This is a genomic window from Cupriavidus sp. FW306-01-F10A, assembly GCF_058782785.1.
Genome location: NZ_JBYSYA010000005.1, coordinates 227,717 through 249,120, shown reverse-complemented (window position 1 = coordinate 249,120; position 21,404 = coordinate 227,717). Strand labels below are relative to the sequence as shown.

Here is a 21,404-nt window from a genome sequence, read left to right as displayed (position 1 = left end):
GGGGCGTAAAATGGGTCCATCGAGGAATTCTGCATTTCATCTACCCGGACACATACCCGATTTTCGACATTCGAACGCTGGAAGCGCTCCGTTATCTTGGCGCGTCGGCATCGCCGTCGAACCGCACCTCATCCCACAAGGGCCAAAACTCTCCGACGAGCCTTTCACGCGGAAACGACGCTATCGCAGCCGTACTCAAGCCTTCACTGTCGACAGAAATGATTTGCCTGGCCACCGTCCGATATCCGGCACGGAAGTGGTTGGCGCCCTTGATTGCAATGAGCTTGTATCCATTGACATCCAGCCCGTGCAGCGCAAACGGCTCGACATCATAGATCTGCTCGGCGCGCGAAGCCACGATGACATCGACACCATGGATGATCAGGCGACACATCGCGCCCAGGTCGAAGCGAACGCCTTCGAACATCGCGCCGGAGCGATTGACGAAACGACCGTCCGTGATGCATTTCACATAGGCATCGGCCTCGATCGGCGCGCCCTGGAAGCGGCCTTGCTTGCCACCCAGCGAGACCCTGACCGTGGTGCCGACACCCGCACGCTGCGCTTGTGCAACCACGGCAGCGTCGTTGATCGACGCGAAGCAGCACGTGCCAGCGGGCGGATTGGCGTCTAGTAACGCGCGAAGCAAATGCGTGCCGTCTCCGGGTGTGCCGCCGCCCGGGTTGTCTGCGTACTCGTTGACAACGACAGGCCCCTCTGCTGCCGACAGGGCAAGGGCGACGCCCTGTGCGGGGGTCGGAAACGTCGGACGGAATTCCTCGCGATGCGACCAGATCCATTGCGCGACTTCGTCAGCGCAACGCTGCGCGAGTGCAGCGTCTCCGGTCGTAGTACACACGACCATCGGGCAGGGTGCCGCGATATCCGCGTAGGGGAAGCCATGGAACCACGAGCAGTCGATCACGCCCGGCTGGGCGGCCAGCTTCTGGCAAACGTCATTGACCTCCGCCGGGACAAATCCGTCTTGTGTCGTCACGATGTACGGCAGCATCGGCAGGCGTCGCGTTGCGGTGACCGGTGTGAGCCTTCCCCGAATCATCTCAAGCAGCAGCTCGACGGCTTCGACGCCCCGTTCATGGAAGTCGGTATGCGGATACAGCTTGCACGGTAACGTCAGGTTGCAGGCATCCTGCATCGCGTCCGTCATGTTGCCGTGCAAATCGTAGACCGCGGCAATCGGAACACCTGGCCCGACCAGCGCGCGAACGGCAAGCGCCAGATCGCCTTCGACGTCTTCAGTGCCGTCGGCGACACCGGCGCCATGCAGGGCTAGTAGCACGCCGTCAACCGGCAGCGCAGCGCGGATGCCTTCGAGGATGTCTTGCTTCATGGCGGCATACGCGCCGGCTTCGATCGTGCCCGACGGCGTCGCCTGCCCGACATAGGTGGGGATGAGCGTGGCGCCGGTCCTGCGCGCGCCTTCGATAAAGCCGCCGACCTGATGATTCGATTTGTCGAACGTCGCCAGGATTTCGTCGCCCCGATACTGCTCGAATGCGCGCAGTGATGTCATGCCCGCGAATTCGGCGGCGTACGTGTTGGTCTCGTGGATGAGTCCGGCAACAGCCAGGCGGACGGGCGATTGGTCTGAAGTCACGGGAATGCTCCGGAATGTAGGTTTCGCACGCGATCAGCGGTTGACCTTCTTTGGATCAAAGCTTAGGGCGATCAGGGCGCCGGCGACAAGTGCGCCGGCGATGATGAAGATGGCCGGGGCGGTGCTGTGGTACGTATCGCGGATCCAGCCGATCAGGTACGGGCTGACAAAGCCCCCAAGGTTCGCCAGGCTGTTGATCGCGCCGATGCACGCCGCGGCCGCCGCTCCGCCGAGGAATGCCGTCGGCAATGTCCACATGATCGGCGAGAAGCTGATGATCCCCGCCGCCGCGATCGACAGCGAGATCACGGCGAGTACGAGATTCTGTCCGGCGAACACGCTCGCCACGAGCCCAAAGGCACCCACCAGCATGATGCCGGCAAGGTGCCAGCGACGCTCTCCATGTCGATCCGAACTCCGCCCCACCAGCACCATGGCTACCACGGCCACGCAATACGGAATCGCGCTGAGCAGGCCGATCTGCACGCCACTGACCGCCCCGGCGTCCTTGATCAGCGTGGGCAGGTAAAAGCCGAGCGTGTACAACGCCATCATCGCCGGAAACGTCATCAGGATGATCTTGCAGATCCGCATGTCGCGCAGAATGCCGGTCAGCGGCATGTGCTCCCGGCCATGGTCATCCTGCGCGATATCGTTCTCGATCAATTGGCGTTGCGCCGGTGTCAGCCATTTGGCGTCCTTGACGCGATCCGTCAGGATCCACAGCACGCCGATGGCCAGCGGCAGCGTCGGCAGGGCTTCGAGCACAAACACCCATTGCCAGCCGGCGTGACCTCCTACCAGGTGAAAGCGCTCCAGAATCCAGCCCGACAAAGGGCTGCCGAGCAGGCCGGCGATGGGAATGCCCGCCTGAAAGATGGCCGTGACCTTGGCGCGGCGGCGATTCGGAAACCAGTAGGTCAGGTAGAGGATCACGCCGGGGTAGAAGCCGGCTTCGGCGACGCCGAGCAGGAAGCGCACCGTGTAGAACTGCCCCGGCGTCGTGACAAATGCCATGAGTCCCGAGAGCAGGCCCCATGAGATCATGATCCGGGCAATCCAGCGTCGCGCGCCGACGCGATGCATGATGAGGTTGCTCGGTACCTCGAACAGCATATAGCCGATGAAGAACAGCCCTGCGCCGAGCCCGTAGGCCGCCTCGCTGAATTGCAGGTCGGACAGCATGTTGAGCTTGGCGATGCCGATGTTCACGCGATCGAGATACGCGACGACGTAGCACAGCATCAGGAACGGGATGAAGCGCAGGGCGACCTTGCGGTAGGTGGCGTCTGCGAATGCGTAGGTGTCCTCAGGCCGCGTCTGAATATCGGGCGAAAGCGTGGCGTGATGCTCCATGAAAGTGTCTCCTTGTTTGTTATGGGCGCGACGACGAGAGGGTCAGACTACTTGTTGCATCGCGCCGGACTCATGGCCTGCCAGCGTCTCTGCGTAAGCCTGGAACTTGCGAAGCTCATCACTCGGAACCAGCGAGCCACCGGTGGCCCAGATCACATGCGTTGCATCGCGCATGTCGAGGCCGTGATCGCGCACATACGCCTGGCCTTCGGCTGCGCCGCCCAACCAGCCTGGGCCACCTATGCCGGCCGCCGCTGAAGGTTCGACTTCCACGCCCATCGACGTCTTGAGCGCGAGCAACTGAACGTAGAGTTGATCGTCGGCGACGGTGAACACGCCGGCGAGCTGGGACGCCATCAACGGGCTGACCAGATGGGATGCCTGTCCGACGGCGAGGCCATCGGCATCGGTCCGGTTATCGAGGCCGATGTCGTAGACGGATACGGGCGTGTCCGCACCTGAGGCCAACTGCACCAGTACGCACGGCGAGGCCACGGGCTCGGCAAAGAAGCAGTGCACATGTTCGCCGAACAGCGCCTTGAGCCCGTAAGTGATACCACCCGGTGCGCCACCGACACCGCAGGGCAGATAGACGAAGAGCGGATGCGCGGCATCCACGACGCGGCCGGCTTCGGCCAGCTGGCGCGCCAGGTGGCGTGCCGCGGCAGCGTATCCGAAGAAGAGTAGGGGGGAGCGCTCGTCATCAACAAAATGGCAGCGCGGCGCTGCCAGCGCCTGCTCCCGGCCAGCTGCCACGGCTTCAGCGTAGTCGCCTTCATGTTCCACGACGCGTACGCCGCGTTTGCGCAGGCGATCCTTCTTCCACGCCTTGGCGTCCGCGGACATATGTACAACCGCATCGAACCCGAGAGCAGCCGCCATCACGCCGATGCTCAAGCCGAGGTTGCCCGTGCTGCCGACCGTCACCGAGTATTGCGAGAACAGCGCGCGCGCTGCCGGCGTCGCCAGCAGGCGGCGATCACCCTCCGGTTCGAGGACACCGTGCTCGATTGCGATGGATTCGGCAATCGCCAGCACTTCATGAAAGCCGCCGCGAGCCTTGATGGAACCGGCAATCGGCAGTTCGTCGTCCCGCTTGATGAACCATGCCCCCTCGGCGCCATCGTTGCCGACGATCGCGTGTTGGAGTGCGGTGGCCGGCATCAACTGCGATTCCACTTGCCCATGGCTTGAACCCAGTTCGGGAAACAGCGTCGCCATGAGCGGTTCACAGCGCGCCAGGCGCGCCTCGGCCGATGCGATCAGTTCCGTCGATGGGGCGGAAGCCGGCAGGGGTTGCCCCAGCCTCGGATTCAGCCAAAGCAGCGGCTGTCTCGATTGAAGTATTGCTAATAGATCACGAGTGAGCGGCAGGGTGGCCATCACGTCCTTCTCCAAGGAATTCCTTATGAACCGTGATCGTAGACGCTGTAATCGTGTAAAAATAGCGATCGTTTCTAACGCATGCATTAGTCAGGCTAATACGAATGCAGCTCGATTCCTCTGTTCTCGGCGCGCTGCGGTGTTTCGAAGCCGCGGGGCGCTTGCTGAGCTTTACCAAGGCCGCCGAATCGCTGAGCCTCACCCAAAGCGCGGTGAGCCAGCAGATTCGCCATCTGGAAGAGCGTCTCGGCTACATGCTCTTCGTGCGCCAGCCGCGCAACTTGAAACTGACGCCAAAGGGTGAGGCTCTGTTCGAGACGACCACGCGCGCACTGCACGAGATTCAGCAGACGATCCATCGACTCGGCCTGCCAAATGCGCCCTTGCAGGTCAATTGCCTGCCGTCGTATGCGCTGCAATGGCTGATGCCGCGCCTGACTGAGTTCCACCGCGAGCAGCCGGACGTATCCGTGCGCCTGAAAGCCGAGTTCCAGGCCCTGGACAGGCAATCGATGGAGGCGGAAGACATTGACGTGGCGGTGCGTTACGACCCCGTCCGCTACAGCCAGTTGCAAGCTGACGTTTTGCTGGACGAGTATCTGATTCCGGTGGCCACACCCGAGTATCTCACCCAGCATCCTGGGCTATCTGACGGGGCTTCGCTCGACGGCGTCGTGTTGCTGCATGACGCATCACCATGGGTCGGCGCAGCCGAGTTTGTGGAGTGGCGGACATGGCTTGAGGACTTTCACCCGACATGGATTGCGCATCTGGAGGGGCCGCAATTCAATCTGTCGAGCCTTGCCATCAGCGCGGCGTTGAACCACCAGGGGGTGGCGATGGGGCGTACGGCCCTGGTCTATGACGAGATCAGGAGCGGACGGCTGGTGAATGTCTTCGGCAAGCACGTACGCGCGCCGGCGCGCTACATGCTGCTTTCTCGTAATCCTGAGGATCGGCGCGTGGCCATTTTCTCGACGTGGCTCAAGGCAGAGTGTGCGCGCTTCAATACCGCGCGAATGGAACTGCTTTCACTGGATGGAGTACCGCGAAGAGCCGGGTTGGGGCGTTGATTCGGTAGCCCCTTGGAAGAGAGCCCTTCCAGGCCAGGCTTGACGAGCTTGCCGAGAAGCGGATAGATTGACGCAACCATGAGCCGCCGCCCAGCCTCCCTCTCTCTTGATCTCACTGCGAACCAGCCGCAGTGGGGCGCGCGCGCCAAATCCAAAAAACAGTCGCTCATCTGACCGGAGCGTGCTGTTCCGTCAGTTGAGCGACGGAACAGCATCAGTGTAGAAGACGGTCTGCCAATCCCCCCTTACTGTCTCGAGCGCCTCTTGCTCTGTCGCTTGCCTGTGCGGTTTCCGAATCGGTCGATCCGGAGCATGCAATGCAAGAAATGGAGTATCTCTATCGTGGTATCTGGCTACCCTTGGTCACCCCTTTTCACAACCATGAGGTGGATCACGTCGCGCTGCGGCGGCTAGTGGCTCATTACCGCAGCAGCGGCTTGGCGGGGTTGGTCGTGTGCGGCAGCACCGGCGAAGCCGCCGCGCTCGATGAGGCGGAACAGTTGGCCGTTCTGGATACCGTGCTGGACGAGGCCGGGGAGCTGCCGGTCATGATGGGCTTGGCTGGCAACAATCTCCGGCATGTGCTGAGCCGTCTGGACAGGATTGGCGAACGTCCACTGGCGGGGGTCTTAGCGCCTGCACCGTATTACATAAGACCGTCGCAAGAAGGATTGAAGGGATACTTTCGCGAGCTGGCCGATAGATCTCGGGCACCACTGGTGCTGTATGACATCCCCTACCGAACCGGTGTAACGCTGAGCACCGAAACGCTGCTCTCGTTGGCGAACCACGGCAATATTCGAGGTATCAAGGACTGCGGCGGTAACGCAGAAACTACACAGGCGTTGATCGCCGATGGCCGCCTGGATGTCCTCGCGGGAGAGGACCACCAACTGCTTGCCACGCTGTGCATGGGCGGTCAGGGCGCAATCATTGCGTCCGCGCATATTCGGCCTGATCTCTTCTCGGCGTTGTGGCGCGCAGTGGCTGAGCAGCGCTTGACCATCGCACGCCAGCTTTTCCATGCCTTAATGCCCCTGATTCGACTCATGTTTGCAGAACCTAACCCAGGTCCGGTCAAGACATTACTGGCCAGGCATGGCTGGCTGTCTGATGAACTGCGTTTGCCAATGACGTCGGCTTCAACCGCGCTCGCCGAGCAATTGGTGATGACGTATGAGTCCTTGGACTCGGTACACGCGAATGCGTTGTAATTGCGCAGGTTAAAGATAGGCGTACGGCCACTGCCGTATGCCTGCCATATTCAAGGCAGCAGGTCGGCAGAGACGTGTCTGAGTTGAGAGCTGCGCGTATGAAAGGCACCACAGCACCAGATGCGGCGGCAAGTTGCCGCAGATACACTATGCGCACCCGTTCAGCCAGCCAGGCGGTATCGCTCGGGTGCATGCAGGAAATCCAACCTTTTCTCCATACGAAACCGATGAAAGCCATCCTTTCTGCTCTGACTCTTGCTCTGCTGGCCCCGGTCGCTGCCCAGGCCGCCAACGAATGCGACAAGTACCGCACCAGCTACGACAAGACCTACTGCTTCGCCAAGCTGTTTCTGGAATCCGACAAGGAACTGAACGGGAGCTACAACGAACTGCGTGGCATGGTTGGAGACAGCGTGAAACAGAAGCTGAAGGACACTCAACTGGATTGGATCAAGTACCGCGACGCGTCATGCGAGTCGGGCGGCGCGATTGACGTGGATTGCAACTACCGCGTGAACCGCGAGCGTGCTGAATACCTGCGCGACCGGGTGCGCGAATGCAAGGCGGGCACCTGCCGCAACGACATGATCGCCAAGAAGGCCTGGAACTGATCCGATGGCGCCGGTGATCTCCGCCAGGCGCCGCGCGGTGCTGGCATGGCTGGCAGCTTGCCTGCCCGCCCTCGCCATCGCTTCGCCGCCAGCCATCGGCACGCGTCCGGCCCGCATCGTCATCGATCCCGGCCACACACCGGCGCAGGGCGGCGCACTGGGCGTGCGTGGTATCCGCGAGGTCCGCTACAACGACGGCCTCGCTTCGCTGCTGGTACAGGCGTTCACACAGGCCGGGTTCGACGTGGTGCTGACCCGCGGGCCGGGCGACAACGTGTCGCTGGAAGAGCGCGCCCGCTTCGCCAACGAGCGGCAGGCCGACCTGTTCCTGTCGATCCACCACGACTCGGCGCAGTTGCAGTACCTCGAAAAGGTCGCAGTCGGCGACCACGACGCGTATCGGACCACCCGGCCCATTTCCGGCTATTCGATCTTCGTGTCGCAACGCAATGCGCACTACGCGCAAAGCCTCGCCGTCGCGCAGATGCTGGGGGCGGAAATGCACAAGCTGGGCCGGCCACCGACGCTGCATCATGCGGAGCCAATCGAAGGCGAGTCACGGGAGTTGCTGGTGCCAGATCTCGGCATCTACCGCTTCGACGATCTGGTTGTCCTCCGAAAAGCCGAGATGCCCGCCGTGCTGTTGGAAGCGGGTGTCATTGTTGATCCCGCAGACGAGGGTTACGTTAGTGATCCGGGAAATCAGGTCCGCATTGTCCATGCCATCGTCACGGCGGTGCGGGGGTATCTAGCGACGGCTCGGATCGGCTACGTACAACAGTGACAAGGCAGCGGCTGCGGTTTTGGGGGATTTGGGCAACGACTCCGTCTTCGGCCTTCCGAAATGCGGCATCACGCCGCGGCCCTCATGGCTGTAAGGCGCCTGGCGGGGCATCGATTCGATAGCCGTTTTTGCTCGCGAGGTTACGTGGGAAATCCATAATTGTCTGCGTCGGTGGATAAGTGGAGAATCGCCATTGCCCCCCCCCCGCCACGCCGCCCACCTAAGCGCCGACCATCGTGACGTCCACCGCTCCTTCGCGCACTACCCGCCTGCACTTCGACCTCACCACCGTCCAGCTCTTCATCGCCGTATCCGACTTCGGCAGCATCACCCGCGGCGCCCAACGCCTCCACCTGGCCCCCGCAGCCGCGTCCCGCCGCATCCTCGAACTGGAAGCCCAACTGGGCGTCTCCCTCTTCGAACGCCTGCCCCACGGCATGGCCCTGACCGAAGCCGGCCGCGCATTGCTGGCCCACGCCCGCGGCATCACCCACACCGTCCAGCGCATGCAAGACGACGCCGCCTCCTTTGTCGGCGGCGACCTGGGCGTAGTGCGGGTAGCCGCGCCCAAATCCGCCGTCATCCAGTTCCTCCCCTTCGACATCCAACGCTGCGCCACCGCCTGCCCCGGCGTGCGCATCGACCTGCAGGAAATGAACAGCGCGGAAGTCCAGCAGTCGCTGCGCCGCGGCACCGTTGACATCGGCATTTACGACGGCAGCCTGGGCGTGATCGACCTGCCGACCGCGCCCTATCGCAATGATGAACTGGTGCTGGTGGTGGCGCGCGGCCATGCGCTGGCGCGGCGCCGCAAGGTCACGCCGGACGACGTGCTGGACTGCGACCTGATCGTGCTCAGCGAGAGTTCGGCGATCTCGATCGTGCTGGAGCGGCTGGCGGAAGAGGCCGGCCGCGTGCTGCGCATGCGCATGCGCGTGGGCGGTTTCGACAGCATGGCCGCGCTGGTGGCGCAGAACCTGGGCGGCGGGGTGATGCCGGAGGCGATCGCGCGCGAGGTGGCGGCCGGCAGCCGCTTTGTGCGGCTGCCCATTGCCGCGGCCTGGGCGCAGCGGCAGTTTGTGCTGTGCCATCGGCCCCATGGGGCACTTTCCTCGGCGGCGCTCAGCGTGCTGGCGGTGCTTGCGCAAAACGCGAAACCAGAATCCCCCAAATAGCGATAGCCCGCGGCGGGTGCATTGCGGATGATGGCTCCATAACTACAGGACGGAGACACGCAATGCAGCGCAGACAATTCATTGTGGCGGCAGCGGCCGGGCTGGCGATACCCAGCCTGGTGCGCGCCGCCGACATCGCCGGCCCGGTGCGCATTGTGGTGGGCTTCGCCCCCGGGGGCGGCACGGATGTGCTGGCACGCGTGATCGGGCAGAAGCTGGGGGGCATGTGGAACACCAGCGTGCTGGTGGAGAACAAGCCCGGCGCTACCGGCGCCATCGCCGCCGCCTATGTGGCCAAGCAGCCGCCTGACGGCACCACCTTGCTGATGGCGCATGTGAACAGCCACGCGATCGCCCCGGCGCTGCTGGACGTCAAGTACGATCCGCGCGCCGACTTCACGCCGATTTCGATGGTGGGCGTCACGCCCAATATGCTGACCTGCCGTCCGGAACAGAAGGTGCGCAGCGTTTCGGACATCGTGGCGCTGTGCCGGCAGAAGCCGGGGAAGATCTCCTTTGGTTCGTCCGGTATTGGTTCGGCGCAGCACCTGGCGCTGGAGATGTTCCGGTTGCAGGCCAGGCTCGATGTGGTGCACGTGCCTTACAAGGGCTCGGGCCCGCTGGTCGCGGACCTGATCGGCGGCCAGATCGACTATGCGTTCGACACCATGACCGCCGCCACGCCGTTTATCCAGCAGGGCAAGGTGATCGCGATTGCGCAGACCCGCCTGAAGCGCGCGGCCAGCCACCCCAATGTGCCGATGCTGGCGGAGTCCGGCTTCCCCGGCCTGGACGCGGCGTCGTGGTACGGCCTGGTGGGCCCGAAGAACATGCCGCCGGCGCTGGTGCAGCGCATGAACGCCGACGTCAACCGCGTGCTGGCCATGCCCGATGTTGCCGAGCGGCTCAAGAGCTTTGGCGCCGAGGACTCAGGCGGATCGAACCAGCAGTTCGCCGCCTTCATCGCCTCTGAGTCCACCAAGTAGGCCAAGGTCGTGAAGGACGCCGGCGTAAAGGCCGAGACCTGAGCGCCGCAAGCCAATGGCCGAGAGCCGACGCACGCGCGCACGCTGCCCCATCCATCTATCCAGGAAGAAGCATCCCATGACAGATTTCCGCGACTCGGGCGCACAGGCGCCTGCCTCCACCTTGCCGCTGGCCGGCGTGCGCGTGCTCGACGTCAGCCAGGTCATGGCCGGGCCCTACGCCTGCATGCTGCTGGCTGATCTGGGCGCCGACGTGATCAAGATCGAACCGCCCGATGGCGGCGACCAGACGCGCGGCGCGATGGGTTTCAAGATGAAGGGCTCGGACAGCATGGGCTTCCTCAACATGAACCGCAACAAGCGCAGCGTCACGCTGGATCTGAAGACCGATTCCGGCCGGCAGGTGCTGTATCGCCTGGCGGAAACGGCCGACATCCTGGTGGAGAACTACCGCCCCGGCGTGATGAAGCGCCTGGGGATCGACTACGAGACCCTCGCCAGGATCAATCCGAAGCTGGTCTACTGCAGCATCTCGGGCTTTGGCCAGAGCGGGCCGTGGGCCGCGCGGCCGGGCTTTGACCTGATGGCGCAGGCGATGTCGGGCGTGATGAGCGTCACCGGCTACCCGGGCGGCGCGCCGGTGAAGGCGGGCGTGCCGGTGGCCGATATCGGCTGCGCGCTGTTCGCGACCTACGGCATGCTGTCTGCCTACATCGGCGCCAGGGAGACGGGCAAGGGGCAGTATGTCGATGCGTCGCTGTTCGACTCCGCGCTGGCGTTCTCGGTATGGGACACCTGCGAATACTGGGGCACGGGCCGCGAGCCCGAGCCGCTGGGCACGGCCAACCGCATGAGCGCGCCTTACCAGGCGATGAAGTCCGCCGACGGCTACTTCGTCATGGGGGCCACCAACCAGAAGCTGTGGCAACTGCTGTGCAACACGCTCGACCGGCCCGACCTGCTGGCGGACGAGCGCTTTGCCACCGTGGCGCTGCGCCTGGCCAACCGGCAGGCACTGATCGCGATGCTGGAGGAGAGCTTCGTCAAGGAGCGCAGCGACTACTGGATCGAGCGCCTGCTCGGCGTCGGCATCCCGGCCGGGCCGATTCTGACCTACCCGCAGGCCTTCGACAGCGAGCACGGCCGCCACCGCCAGATGCGCATCGAAATCGATCATCCGATCGAGGGCAAGGTGCCCAATATCGGCTTCGCGGTGAAGATGGGCGGCACGCCCCAGCAGGTACGGCGCCCGCCGCCGCTGCTCGGCCAGCACACGGAAGAAATCCTGGCGGAGCTGGGTATCCCGAAGGACGAACAACAGTCGCTGGCTGTAGCCGGCGCATTCGGATCATGAAGCCCGCGCTGCCGCCGGAAGGCGGTTCCGGCAACGACGGACAGGTCACACTCACGATGCAGGGGCAGGTCGCAACGCTGACGTTCGACCGTCCCGCCGCCCGCAATGCGATGACGTGGGCCATGTACGAGCAACTTGCCACGCATTGCCGCGCGCTTGCAGCGCAAGGCAATGGGGGTGCGCGCGTGGTGGTGCTGCGCGGCGCGGGCGGAGAGGCCTTTGTCGCAGGTACTGACATTGCGCAGTTCCAGCAGTTCTCCAGCGGCGAGGACGGGGTGGCCTACGAAGCGCGCATCGACGAAGGCGTCCGCCTTGTCGAGCAACTGCCGATGCCAACGGTAGCGGTTATCGAAGGCTGGGCGGTGGGTGGCGGCCTGGCCATCGCTACGGCGTGCGACTTCCGTGTCGCGACGCCCAAGGCCCGCTTTGGCGTGCCGATTGCGCGCACGCTGGGCAATACGCTGTCGGCGCAGAACCTTGCCAAGCTGCGTGCGGCCTGGGGGCTGCAGCCGGTGCGCCGCATGCTGCTGCTGGCGCAGATCCTCGACGCCGAGGCCGCGCTCGCGTGCGGGTTTCTTGAGGGTGTGTACGCTGCCGACGCGCTGGAGGCCGAGGTCGTCTCGCTATGCGACCGGCTTGGCGCGCTGGCGCCTGTCACGCAGACGGTGGTCAAGGAGGCGTTGCGGCGCCAGACCGTGCAGTCGGTGGCCGACACGGATGACCTGGTGCGGTTGTGCTACGGCAGCGGTGACTTCCGGGAAGGGGTGGATGCGTTCGTGAACCGGCGCCCGCCGGTATGGAAAGGGAGTTGAACGTCGGGGCCTGGTACGCCAGCCGCCGGTGTTTCACAATTGAAACCATCCGGCTGATTTACCGTGCAACCGACACATCGCGCGAGCGTCACGCGCCCGCTCGTCAGCCTCCCGCCACGGGTGGCCCGCGATATGCATCACATTATTGCTATGGGCGATAAAGACGCTCGAGCCTGCATGCCTGAACCTGTGCCATGCAGTGGGTGTCACCAGCGCGGCTGGCGGTGGAATCGGTGCAAGATGGCATCTGTAAGGTCTGTGCCATCGCCGCGCCGCTTCTACCGTCTGGTTGCCCTCTCAGGAAGGAGCGCGCCATGAAGAACAAGCTTCCCCCGATTGCCACACTGGCCTTCGGCGTCTGCCTGACGATGTCTGTGGCATCGGCTGCCCCGCCGGGCGACATGGTCATGGTCACCGCCGACGAGGTCAAATGGGCGGACCTGCCACTGATACCGGGTGCCAAACTTGCCGTCCTCGAGGGGAAAATGGACAAGAAAGCGCCGTTCACGGCCCGGATCAAGCTGCCCGCGGATGCCAAGGTGCCGGCGCACTGGCACCCAGGCGTGGAGCGGGTGACCGTGCTTTCCGGGACGTTCAACTATGGCATGGGCGACAAGCTCGAACCGGAAAAGACCTCGCCGCTCGGCGCCGGCAGCCTGATTGTCATGCCACCCAAGATGCGCCACTTTGGCTGGACCAAGGAAGAAACCATTATCCAGATCAATGCGTCGGGGCCCTGGGCTTTCAACTTCGTCAACCCGGCTGATGATCCCAGGAAGAAGAAGTAATGCCATGTTGCATGGGCTATGGATGTCTCTGCCATGACATGTGCGCGATTCAACGGCTGGCGGTGAGCCTTGCACACCGCCAGCTACTCGCGCAAGTTTGTCGAAGGCGCGAAATCCGAAGGCCTGGTTGAGGCGGCGCTCGAACGCGCCGCGTTGCGCGGAGTCGTTGCCACTCCGCGTGAATAGTATGCCCTGACACCTGCATCACCCGGCTACGACTTCGTTTCCGCCGTTTCCAGAGTCCTCTCAATGCCCGCTCGGGCACGTCCAAAGACAATGCTCCGATCCACTCGGATTGTGCTTATTTTCTGGTTGTCACTTGACAACCAGTCATTGCGCATCTAGTCTCGGAGACACGAATGACCCGCGCCAGGCACCCAAAGAAGGAGATTGAGGCCGCACTCAGGCATGCAGAGCTGCATGGCTGGCGTGTCGAGCAGGCGAAGGGCAACGGTCATGCGTGGGGCCGTATCTACTGCCCCGACAACGACAAGGAATGCCGCTGCGGCGAGTTCTGTGTATCCAGCGTCTGGAGCACGCCGAAGAATCCGGGCAACCACGCCAACGCCATCCGGCGGATCGTGGACAACTGCTCGCATCAGCGGGAAGTGACAACGCTGCGCGTGCTGCAATTCAGGACATGACCATGGAATACGCCTTCACCCTCAAATTTCACCTGTCGCAGGCGGACGGCGATACCGATGCGCTGGTCGAACGCCTGGCCGAGGCGGGGTGTGATGATGCGCTGGTGGGCACTGGCCTGCCGGGCCGCGTGGCGCTGGCGTTTGTCCGCGAGGCGGAGTCGGCGCGGGCGGCCATGGTGAGTGCTCTTGCCGATGCCCGCCGCGCCATGCCATCGGCCACGCTGATCGAGGCGGCGCCGGACCTGGTCGGGCTGACGGATATTGCCGAGATGGTTGGCGTGTCTCGCCAGAACATGCGCAAGCTGATGCTTGGCTACCCGGATTCCTTCCCGGTGCCGGTGCATGAAGGCAGCAGTTCGCTGTGGCACTTGCTGGACGTGATCGTGTGGCTGGGGCAGCGCGGCTACGACATCAAGCCGGAGCTCCTTGAAATCGCGGCCACGGCGATGCAGGTGAACCTGGCCAAGTGCGCCAGCCAGGTGGCACCGGCGACGGCGCGGGAGTTCCGGTCGCTGGTGGCTTAGCGGTCGGCCGTCGACTCCGCTTCCCGGCCCATCCTTTTCGGGTGGTGGTACGAATCCCGGCCTTTGGCCGAGATGCCCGGACAACCGCCCTAGCCGGGCACCACAACCAGAAGTGGAGACAAGATGGCCGAATCAGACGTGAAAGCAGTGATGGGCGAGTTCTTCGCCGTGATGAGTCCGTCTGGACCCTGCCCACCGGCGAATCCGACCCGCATGGACGGGTTGTGCGCGGCAAGGCTGCCGCCACGGCATACCTGAGGCAGCGCTTCTTTGAAGACAAGGCCAATGCGCCGGTGCTGTCCGGGGTCAAGCTTGAGTACACCGGTGATCTGATCCGCTCGAAGGAGGCCTACTGGAAGCAGGTCTCCTGGCCGGACGTCAAGTAAGCGCGACGGGCTGCAACGGCCCTGCTGCAACCGCGGCCTGTCGCGGTCGCCTCCACACTCACGCGGCGTGTAGCGCCGACGGGAGTTCCAGTAGCAACGGCTGCGCCAGCGTGCACTCCTCGCAGTTGTTGCCATCCCCGCCGCGATCGATCACGGCAAAGCGCGCCGGCGCGCCCACGGCCAGCAGCATGTGGTGCCAGACCCCGCGGCGGTAGTTGATGCCCTGCCGCCCGTTGGTGATGAAGGCGCGCAGCGAAGCGGGATCCAGCACGTCACCAGCTGGCGCCACCACTATCACGAAGGGCTGCTCCGATAGCGGGATAAAGGCCTGGCTGCCGAGCGGATGGCGTTCCAGTATTGCGATCTCCAGCGGATACGCGTAGGGCTTGGCCTCGAACAGGTTGATCAGGGCCCGGCCACCTTCCAGTTCCACGGCAGCCAGGTCATGGTGCCGCGTGACCATGCCGCCGTTGATCGGAAAGGCGCCGGGGTCGCCGGCGGGGCGCGCCTCGATCACGTCACCGAACGGCGCAAAGGCGGCCGCGCTCAGCGGCTGCGCAAGCAGGCGCACCAGGACTGATTCCATGAGCGGGGGCGTCGTATCCATCAAAGTCTCCTGAACTGAAGGTCGGGGCCGGCAAGCGGTGGTCTGTGCTGTGGCACGCATCATGCGGTCCATCCGTAACTGGTCAGACCGGTTTGGCCGGATTTTGCAGCAAGTCACGTTTCCGCACAAGTAGCTGTTGTCGGCAGGAACTCAGCCCCAACCGTGGCTTCCGCCCGAATTGTCATGCAGATTCGGGCTTTCCCCAGTCCAATCGATCCTTGACACCGGCTTGGTGCCTCCCTACCATTCGGCATCAACTGGTCAGACCGGTATGACTATAGGGCTTCATGCCGAACGCGATCCAGGCCGTGCCATGCCGATGACTCGAACAAACCAAGGAGACTTCCATGATTCCGACTGAAACCGCCCATGCCGGGCCGGATGCGATTTCCGTGCCGCAGGCGCAGGCACAGGCCAGGGAGGACGCGGTGTACCGCAAGGTTGCCTGGCGGCTCCTGCCGTTCCTGATGCTGTGCTACGTGGTGGCCTACCTGGACCGGGTCAACGTGGGCTTTGCCAAGCTGAGCATGCTGGCCGACCTGCAGTTCAGCGAGGCGGTCTACGGGCTGGGCGCCGGCCTGTTCTTCATCGGCTATTTCTTCTTCGAGGTGCCCAGCAACCTGCTGATGCACCGCATCGGCGCCAAGGCCACGATCTCGCGCATCATGATCCTGTGGAGCCTGATCTCCGCGGCGATGATGTTCGTGCAGACCAGCACGCAGTTCTACGTGCTGCGCTTCCTGCTGGGCGCGGCGGAGGCGGGCTTCTATCCCGGCATGATCCTGTACCTGACCTACTGGTTCCCGTCGCACCGGCGCGCGCGCATGGTGGCGCTGTTCATGGCGGCGATTCCCATCTCTGGCATCTTTGGCGGGCCGCTGTCGGGCTGGGTGATGGAGGCCATGCATGGTGTCAACGGCCTGCGCGGCTGGCAGTGGATGTTCGTGATCGAGGCCGTGCCGTCGTTGCTGGTGGGCGTGGCCGTGCTCTGGTACCTGGACAACAACATCCAGTCCGCACGCTGGCTGACGGCCGATGAAAAGGCGCTGCTGGAGCGCAATATCGCCGCCGAGAATGCGCAGAAGTCCGCCCATATGTCGCTGCGCACGGTGGTGACGGACCCGCGCGTGCTGAAGATGACGATGATCTGCTTCTGCACGGTGATGGGCCAGTACGGGCTGACCTTCTGGCTGCCCACGCTGATCAAGCAGACCGGCGTGAAGAGCGTGCTGGACGTGGGTCTGCTGACCGCGATCCCGTTTGGCGTGGCGGTGTGTTCGATGATCCTGGTCAGCCGCAGCTCTGACCGCATGCGCGAGCGCCGCTGGCACCTGATCGTACCGTTCTGCTGCGCGGCCACGGGCCTGGTGCTGAGCGCCGTGTTCAGCCACAACACCGCGCTGTCGCTGGCCGCACTGGCGCTGGCCGCCGGTGGCAGCCTGGCCACCTCGCCGCTGTTCTGGAGCCTGCCGACCTCCATCCTGTCGGGCGTGGGCGCGGCGGCGGGCATTGCGCTGATCAACTCGTTCGCCAACCTGGCCGGCTTTATCAGCCCGTACATGATCGGCCTGATCAAGGATGCCACCCAGAGCACGGACGCCGCGATGTTCGTGCTGGCGGCCGTGCTGCTGTGCGGCGCGCTGCTGACCTATTCGGTGCCGGCGAAGCTGGTCAACAAGTAAGGGGCGGGGCAGGCCGGTTTGTCGGCTAGAATTTCCGGCAACCGGCTTCGCGCCCCTTGTGCGTCACCTCTTACTGGTCACCCCTTCACGTATGACAGGATCTTCCACCTCCGTCGCCAACCAGGCTGTCAGCCTTATCCAGCAATGGGTGCGCGACGGCACGTTCCCCGCGGGCACGCTGCTGCCGGCGCAGCGGGAACTGGCGGAGAAGGTCGGCATCAGCCGTGCGTCACTGCGTGAGGCGATCTCTACCTTGCAGGGGATGGGCGTGGTGGTGTCGCGCCCGGGCAAGGGCGTCTACGTGACGGCCGCCGGCGACAGCGCCGCGGCCACGCCGCCCTGGCGTTTTGCTGCCACGCATTCGCTGATCGATATCTACCAGCTGCGCTTTGCGCTGGAAGGGCTGACCGCACGCCTGGCAGCGCTGGCCATCTCTGAAAAAGAGATCGAACAGCTGCGCCAGAACGCGGCCACGATGCAGCGCGCGATCGAGGCGGATGCGTATGACGAAGCCTCGCAGCTCGACTACGAATTCCACACGCTGATCGTCACGGTGTCCGGCAACCAGGTCATCCGCGAGATCCTGCGCGAAAGCGCCGAGGTGATGCGCGAGAGCCAGCGCCTGCCGTACTATCGGCGCGGCGCGCGCAATGCCACCTTCACCGAGCACAGCGCCATCATCGAGGCGCTGGCCGCGCGCCAGCCGGAGCAGGCGCAGCGTGCGATGGAGCGCCACATCATGCTGGCGGCGCGCCGTGCCGGCGTGCATTTCCCCACGGGGGACGAGAAAGAGGATTGAGGCGAGCGGGCGCTAGCCCAGTCGGAATACGCCCACCGCCCGGTTCAACCCCTCTGTCTGCTCCCGCTGCACCCGCGCAGCTTCGGCCGCACCGGCCACCAGTTCCGCATTTTCTTCGAACGCCGCCTGGATCTCCGCCACGCGCCGTGCCATCCCCTCGATGCCGCTGCGCTGGTCGTCGCCCAGCGTCGCGAGTTCTTCCACCAGCGTGGCGAGCCTGCCGATGCTGGCCACCACCTCGTTCATGGTCTCGCCGGTATGGCCGACCAGCTCGGTGCCGGCGTGGGCGCGTTCGACCGAGGTATTGATCAGGCCGCGGATTTCCTTGGCCGCGGCGCCGCAGCGATGCGCCAGTTGGCGGACCTCGCCGGCCACCACCGCAAAGCCCTTGCCGTGCTCGCCCGCGCGCGCGGCCTCCACGGCGGCGTTCAGCGCCAGGATATTGGTCTGGAAGGCAATGCTGTCGATCACGCCGATGATCTCGGTGATGCGCCCGCAGGCCTCGTTGATCTCGCCCATGGTGTGGATCACCGACAGGATCTCGCCGCTGCCGCGCGCGACCACGGTGCTGGAGGCCCCGGCCAGTTCGCAGGCGCCGCGGGCCTGGTCGGCGCTGGCGCGGGCGGCCTGGGTCAGCGCCTGCATGTCCTGCATGGTGTGCGCGACGGTGCGCGCCTGTTCGTCGGCCCGACGGGCCACGGTGGCGCTGGTGTCCAGGATGTTGCCAGCCGCGTCGGCCACGGTGCCGGCGGTGTTGCGCACTTGCAGCAAGGTCTGGCGCACGGTGTCCAGCGTCTTGCGGAAGGCGCGGGCGAAGTCGCTGTCCGGGTGGGTGCCGTCGGCGGTCAGCGTCAGGTAGCCGGGTTCGCCCTCGATGCCCGCGGCCAGAGCGCTCAGCTCATCGGTGGAATGGGCATCGCGCTCAAGCCGCCACGCGATCACGCACAGCACGCCGGTCTGCACGATGACGAAGGCGGCGTGGAACAGCACCATATTGAAGCTGGGGTCGGTGAAGCAGATGGTGTTCCAGCCCCACTGCTGGAAGAAGTTGAAGCTCAGGTGATGCAACGCGATCACCGCGGCCGCCAGCAGGATCACGCGGAAGTCGCGGTAGGCCAGCAGCAGCGACAGCGAGACGAACACCAGGAAGTGGAATTCCACCTGCCCGTGCGCCTGGTGGATCAGCAGTGCGACGAAGAGCATCAGCAGCACGGCCAGCGCCAGCCGCGTCGCCAGGCGGGCGGGCAGGGTGACCGCCATCAGCGTGCCGAGCAGCGCCATCGGCAAGCCCAGCGTCAGCGTCAGCGCGGTCGACCCATAGTGATTGCCGACGATCAGCGACAGCAGGCCCAGCACCCACAGCATGGCCGTCATCAGTTGGTCTGCGCGATGATGCACGCCTTGCAGCAGCGGGGTGTGCGGCGCGGCTGGCGCAGAAACGGAACTGCCCGCGGCACGGCGGGCAGGGATGGTCGCGGACAGCCGTCCGGACAGGGCGTGGTCAGCGCTGGTCATGGTTCCCTCGCAGCGTAAGTCGAGAAGACGCTGCACCCCGTCCCGCCTGATGGCTTATTGTTTTAATGTCTTAATTTATGGTGTTGCGCGGCTGATTATATCGACGCCTGCCGGCTGCGACAGACCATGGCGCAGCCACGCAACACTGCGGGCAAATTGCTGCAATTGAGTGATGTTCGGGGCCGGCGCCAGGCGCTACGATGTCCCGGCGCGGCCCGCGGCGCTTTAATCCAGCAGCGCCACCTGGACGTCGCGCGTGCCCTGGTACGGGTTGCGGCCGTGCCAGACCTGCAGGTTGTCCAGCACCATCACGTCGCCATCGCGCCAGGGCCAGCAGTAGGTGGCCTGGTCGCACAGCTGGTCGATATGCGCGCGTTCGGCATCGGTCAGGCGTTCGCCATTGCCCAGCGTGGCGCCGGTCGGGTACTTCTGGCGCTTGCGCCGTTCCAGGTCCTGCTCGGGGTTCTCCACCTGCGGCACCATATGCAGGATCGACCGGTACAGCTTGCGGCCGGTCTGCGGATGCACCACCAACGGCTCCAGCGCATTGAGCACGGTCAGGCTGCCGTCTTCATGCCAGACCGGTTCCAGCCCGCGCTCGGCGCACAGCCGGTTCACCTCGGCCGGGTCCTCGGTATGGAAGGACTGGTTCCAGCCGCGCTCGTCCATATGCGCGTAAGAGGCATCGTCGGCATCGCGCCGCGGGCCGAAGTTGATCGCGGTGCGGCTGCCCAGCGTGGCGAGCCTGCCGGCCAGTTCCGGATCCATGCGCTCGGCCAGGTGGCGCACATCGGTGATCAGGGTTTCGCCGCCCACCTCGGCGGTCTTGCGCGAGAAGAAGGCGATGCGGCGCGGGTAGTCGCGGCGGTAAGCCATTTCGGAATGCACCGCCAGGCGCACGCTGGCCGACAGCCGCGTGGCTTCCATCACGCGGCCGCTGATGGTTTCGCGCGGGGCGCGGCCGCCGGCGTAGCCACCGTCGAAGGCCGGAAACTGCTCGATGAAGTCGGCAAAGTCCTCGGTGCCGGCGGTCGGGAAGCCGCGCAGCACGATCCCGCCATGTTCCAGGATCAGCGCGTCCAGCGCCGGGCGCACCGTGCGCGACCACTGGCGGAACTGCGCGCGGTCCAGCAGGCGTTCGCCGGCCGGTTCGATGAACAGCGGCGGGCGGCCGGGCTGCAGCACGTGGCAGCGCACATCGGGGCCAAGGGCGGGAACGGCTACTGCGAAGGTTGCCGCATCGGCGGCGGCGGCGGCGGTGGCTTGGGTCATGTTGTCTCCAGTCTTGTGATCAGGTCGAAGGCGGGGTCAGTGCCGGTAGGACGGGTCGATGCGATCCAGCTCGCGCCGCACCGCCGCCCATTCGCGGTCGCCGCGGATGGCAACGCGGCCGAAGGCCTTGCGGCTGGCTTCCAGCGATGCCTGCGACGGCATCACCAGTTCACCGCCGGCCATGGCATCGACCTGGATCTTGCAGGCCGATTCCAGCCAGTAGATATTGAAGAAGGCTTCGGCGATGGTGCGCCCGCATACCAGCAGGCCGTGGTTGCGCAGGATCATCGCGTTGTGCTGGCCCAGGTCCTGCACCAGCTGGCCCTGCTGGGCCAGGTCGACCACCGGGCCGGAGAAGTCGTGGTACGCAATGCGCCCGTAGAACATATGCGCGTGCTGCGACACCGGCAGCAGGCCGCAGGCCATCGCCGATACCGCCGACGATGCGCGCGTATGCGTGTGCAGCACGCACAGCGCGTCATGGCGCGCGGCGTGCACGGCGGTGTGGATCACGTAGGCGGCGGGGTTCAGGCCCAGCTCTCCGGCATCGCCCTCGGGCTGGTGGACGATGTCGCCGTTCAGGTGGATCTTGTACAGGCTGGACGCGTTCACTTCCTGGTACAGCAGCCCGTAGGGGTTCAGCAGGATGTGCTCAGGCTCGCCCGGAACGCGCGCGGTGATGTGGTTGTAGATCAGGTCGGTCATGCCGTACCGGTGGATGGCGCGGTAGAGCGCGGCCAGCTCGATGCGGGTGGCCCATTCGGCGTCCGAAATGGCGGCGGGACGGATGGGATCGGCTTCGCTCATGCGATGGCTCCTTT

At 64.7% G+C, this 21,404-nt stretch carries 21 protein-coding genes; 14 read left to right on the top strand and 7 right to left on the bottom strand.

The genetic code is table 11. The annotated features are described in order from the left end of the window. Positions 1 to 91 precede the first annotated feature (91 nt). The 3 genes from AC3WLF_RS10180 to dsdA are packed head-to-tail and all read right to left on the bottom strand — an operon-like array spanning position 92 to position 4,357. Complete coding sequence (locus tag AC3WLF_RS10180; protein ID WP_492358149.1) at positions 92 to 1,618, bottom strand: M81 family metallopeptidase; 1,527 nt, start codon at positions 1,616 to 1,618, stop codon at positions 92 to 94. A gap of 33 nt (positions 1,619 to 1,651) precedes the next feature. Then, positions 1,652 to 2,974 carry an MFS transporter gene (locus tag AC3WLF_RS10175; RefSeq protein ID WP_492358148.1) on the bottom strand — a complete coding sequence of 441 codons (1,323 nt, stop codon included), beginning with the start codon at positions 2,972 to 2,974 and terminating at the stop codon, positions 1,652 to 1,654. A 42-nt stretch (positions 2,975 to 3,016) separates the two neighbouring features. Beyond that, entirely contained in the window at positions 3,017 to 4,357 is a 1,341-nt protein-coding gene (gene dsdA, locus AC3WLF_RS10170) for a D-serine ammonia-lyase (protein WP_492358183.1), read from the bottom strand. A 98-nt stretch (positions 4,358 to 4,455) separates the two neighbouring features. On the opposite strand from dsdA, the gene AC3WLF_RS10165 reads away from it, so the two are divergent. The 12 genes from AC3WLF_RS10165 (at position 4,456) to AC3WLF_RS10110 (ending at position 14,708) form a co-directional block, all read left to right on the top strand. Next, positions 4,456 to 5,430, top strand: a complete 975-nt coding sequence (locus tag AC3WLF_RS10165) for a LysR substrate-binding domain-containing protein (RefSeq protein ID WP_492351264.1) — start codon at positions 4,456 to 4,458, stop codon at positions 5,428 to 5,430. A gap of 317 nt (positions 5,431 to 5,747) precedes the next feature. After that, complete coding sequence (gene dapA, locus AC3WLF_RS10160) at positions 5,748 to 6,644, top strand: 4-hydroxy-tetrahydrodipicolinate synthase (protein WP_492351234.1); 897 nt, start codon at positions 5,748 to 5,750, stop codon at positions 6,642 to 6,644. Between the two features lie 227 nt (positions 6,645 to 6,871). Further along, positions 6,872 to 7,255, top strand: a complete 384-nt coding sequence (locus tag AC3WLF_RS10155; RefSeq protein ID WP_492358147.1) for a lysozyme inhibitor LprI family protein — start codon at positions 6,872 to 6,874, stop codon at positions 7,253 to 7,255. Positions 7,256 to 7,259: 4 nt separating this feature from the next. Next, positions 7,260 to 8,039, top strand: a complete 780-nt coding sequence (locus AC3WLF_RS10150; protein ID WP_492358146.1) for an N-acetylmuramoyl-L-alanine amidase family protein — start codon at positions 7,260 to 7,262, stop codon at positions 8,037 to 8,039. A gap of 236 nt (positions 8,040 to 8,275) precedes the next feature. Then, positions 8,276 to 9,214, top strand: a complete 939-nt coding sequence (locus AC3WLF_RS10145; RefSeq protein WP_492358145.1) for a LysR family transcriptional regulator — start codon at positions 8,276 to 8,278, stop codon at positions 9,212 to 9,214. A 62-nt stretch (positions 9,215 to 9,276) separates the two neighbouring features. After that, positions 9,277 to 10,200 (top strand): Bug family tripartite tricarboxylate transporter substrate binding protein, encoded by a 924-nt coding sequence (locus AC3WLF_RS10140; protein ID WP_492358144.1) that lies wholly within the window; start codon positions 9,277 to 9,279, stop codon positions 10,198 to 10,200. A gap of 118 nt (positions 10,201 to 10,318) precedes the next feature. Next, on the top strand, positions 10,319 to 11,554 hold the full coding sequence (locus AC3WLF_RS10135) for a CaiB/BaiF CoA transferase family protein (protein ID WP_492358143.1): 1,236 nt from the start codon (positions 10,319 to 10,321) through the stop codon (positions 11,552 to 11,554). Continuing rightward, the gene (locus tag AC3WLF_RS10130) at positions 11,551 to 12,366 is read left to right on the top strand and encodes an enoyl-CoA hydratase/isomerase family protein (protein WP_492358142.1); all 816 of its coding nucleotides are present in this window, start codon (positions 11,551 to 11,553) and stop codon (positions 12,364 to 12,366) included. Before AC3WLF_RS10135 ends, AC3WLF_RS10130 begins: the two co-directional genes overlap by 4 nt. A 314-nt stretch (positions 12,367 to 12,680) precedes the next feature. Next, on the top strand, positions 12,681 to 13,154 hold the full coding sequence (locus AC3WLF_RS10125; protein ID WP_492351228.1) for a cupin domain-containing protein: 474 nt from the start codon (positions 12,681 to 12,683) through the stop codon (positions 13,152 to 13,154). Between the two features lie 359 nt (positions 13,155 to 13,513). After that, the gene (locus AC3WLF_RS10120) at positions 13,514 to 13,798 is read left to right on the top strand and encodes a hypothetical protein (protein ID WP_492320328.1); all 285 of its coding nucleotides are present in this window, start codon (positions 13,514 to 13,516) and stop codon (positions 13,796 to 13,798) included. A 2-nt stretch (positions 13,799 to 13,800) separates the two neighbouring features. Continuing rightward, the gene (locus AC3WLF_RS10115) at positions 13,801 to 14,322 is read left to right on the top strand and encodes a helix-turn-helix transcriptional regulator (RefSeq protein ID WP_492320327.1); all 522 of its coding nucleotides are present in this window, start codon (positions 13,801 to 13,803) and stop codon (positions 14,320 to 14,322) included. Positions 14,323 to 14,546: 224 nt separating this feature from the next. After that, positions 14,547 to 14,708, top strand: a complete 162-nt coding sequence (locus tag AC3WLF_RS10110; RefSeq protein ID WP_492358141.1) for a hypothetical protein — start codon at positions 14,547 to 14,549, stop codon at positions 14,706 to 14,708. A 58-nt stretch (positions 14,709 to 14,766) separates the two neighbouring features. Here the strand turns inward: AC3WLF_RS10110 and AC3WLF_RS10105 are convergent, their stop codons facing one another. Continuing rightward, complete coding sequence (locus AC3WLF_RS10105; protein ID WP_492358140.1) at positions 14,767 to 15,315, bottom strand: ureidoglycolate lyase; 549 nt, start codon at positions 15,313 to 15,315, stop codon at positions 14,767 to 14,769. Positions 15,316 to 15,662: 347 nt separating this feature from the next. On the opposite strand from AC3WLF_RS10105, the gene AC3WLF_RS10100 reads away from it, so the two are divergent. Both AC3WLF_RS10100 and AC3WLF_RS10095 read left to right on the top strand, forming a co-directional pair. Beyond that, positions 15,663 to 16,997, top strand: a complete 1,335-nt coding sequence (locus tag AC3WLF_RS10100) for an MFS transporter (protein ID WP_492358139.1) — start codon at positions 15,663 to 15,665, stop codon at positions 16,995 to 16,997. Positions 16,998 to 17,088: 91 nt separating this feature from the next. Further along, entirely contained in the window at positions 17,089 to 17,796 is a 708-nt protein-coding gene (locus tag AC3WLF_RS10095; protein ID WP_492320323.1) for a FadR/GntR family transcriptional regulator, read from the top strand. A gap of 12 nt (positions 17,797 to 17,808) precedes the next feature. On the opposite strand, the gene AC3WLF_RS10090 is transcribed toward AC3WLF_RS10095, so the two are convergent. From AC3WLF_RS10090 to AC3WLF_RS10080, 3 genes are all read right to left on the bottom strand, one after another. Further along, entirely contained in the window at positions 17,809 to 19,311 is a 1,503-nt protein-coding gene (locus AC3WLF_RS10090; RefSeq protein WP_492358138.1) for a methyl-accepting chemotaxis protein, read from the bottom strand. 225 nt (positions 19,312 to 19,536) lie between these two features. Beyond that, a complete protein-coding gene (locus tag AC3WLF_RS10085) occupies positions 19,537 to 20,583 on the bottom strand; it encodes a TauD/TfdA family dioxygenase (RefSeq protein ID WP_492358137.1) in 1,047 nt (348 codons plus the stop codon). Positions 20,584 to 20,619: 36 nt separating this feature from the next. After that, positions 20,620 to 21,390, bottom strand: coding sequence for a class II aldolase/adducin family protein (locus AC3WLF_RS10080; protein ID WP_492320320.1), 771 nt, complete (start codon positions 21,388 to 21,390; stop codon positions 20,620 to 20,622). Positions 21,391 to 21,404: the final 14 nt, after the last annotated feature.

What these genes read in the sequence shown, in the direction of transcription:
- AC3WLF_RS10115 (WP_492320327.1), top strand. Translation starts at nt 13,801, where the DNA reads ATGGAATACGCCTTCACCCTCAAATTTCACCTGTCGCAGGCGGACGGC.
- AC3WLF_RS10155 (WP_492358147.1), top strand. Translation starts at nt 6,872, where the DNA reads ATGAAAGCCATCCTTTCTGCTCTGACTCTTGCTCTGCTGGCCCCGGTC.
- AC3WLF_RS10130 (WP_492358142.1), top strand. Translation starts at nt 11,551, where the DNA reads ATGAAGCCCGCGCTGCCGCCGGAAGGCGGTTCCGGCAACGACGGACAG.
- AC3WLF_RS10080 (WP_492320320.1), bottom strand. Translation starts at nt 21,390, where the DNA reads ATGAGCGAAGCCGATCCCATCCGTCCCGCCGCCATTTCGGACGCCGAA.
- AC3WLF_RS10125 (WP_492351228.1), top strand. Translation starts at nt 12,681, where the DNA reads ATGAAGAACAAGCTTCCCCCGATTGCCACACTGGCCTTCGGCGTCTGC.
- AC3WLF_RS10090 (WP_492358138.1), bottom strand. Translation starts at nt 19,311, where the DNA reads ATGACCAGCGCTGACCACGCCCTGTCCGGACGGCTGTCCGCGACCATC.
- AC3WLF_RS10175 (WP_492358148.1), bottom strand. Translation starts at nt 2,974, where the DNA reads ATGGAGCATCACGCCACGCTTTCGCCCGATATTCAGACGCGGCCTGAG.
- AC3WLF_RS10095 (WP_492320323.1), top strand. Translation starts at nt 17,089, where the DNA reads ATGACAGGATCTTCCACCTCCGTCGCCAACCAGGCTGTCAGCCTTATC.
- AC3WLF_RS10120 (WP_492320328.1), top strand. Translation starts at nt 13,514, where the DNA reads ATGACCCGCGCCAGGCACCCAAAGAAGGAGATTGAGGCCGCACTCAGG.
- AC3WLF_RS10100 (WP_492358139.1), top strand. Translation starts at nt 15,663, where the DNA reads ATGATTCCGACTGAAACCGCCCATGCCGGGCCGGATGCGATTTCCGTG.
- AC3WLF_RS10105 (WP_492358140.1), bottom strand. Translation starts at nt 15,315, where the DNA reads ATGGATACGACGCCCCCGCTCATGGAATCAGTCCTGGTGCGCCTGCTT.
- dapA (WP_492351234.1), top strand. Translation starts at nt 5,748, where the DNA reads ATGCAAGAAATGGAGTATCTCTATCGTGGTATCTGGCTACCCTTGGTC.
- AC3WLF_RS10135 (WP_492358143.1), top strand. Translation starts at nt 10,319, where the DNA reads ATGACAGATTTCCGCGACTCGGGCGCACAGGCGCCTGCCTCCACCTTG.
- AC3WLF_RS10140 (WP_492358144.1), top strand. Translation starts at nt 9,277, where the DNA reads ATGCAGCGCAGACAATTCATTGTGGCGGCAGCGGCCGGGCTGGCGATA.
- dsdA (WP_492358183.1), bottom strand. Translation starts at nt 4,357, where the DNA reads ATGGCCACCCTGCCGCTCACTCGTGATCTATTAGCAATACTTCAATCG.
- AC3WLF_RS10150 (WP_492358146.1), top strand. Translation starts at nt 7,260, where the DNA reads ATGGCGCCGGTGATCTCCGCCAGGCGCCGCGCGGTGCTGGCATGGCTG.
- AC3WLF_RS10085 (WP_492358137.1), bottom strand. Translation starts at nt 20,583, where the DNA reads ATGACCCAAGCCACCGCCGCCGCCGCCGCCGATGCGGCAACCTTCGCA.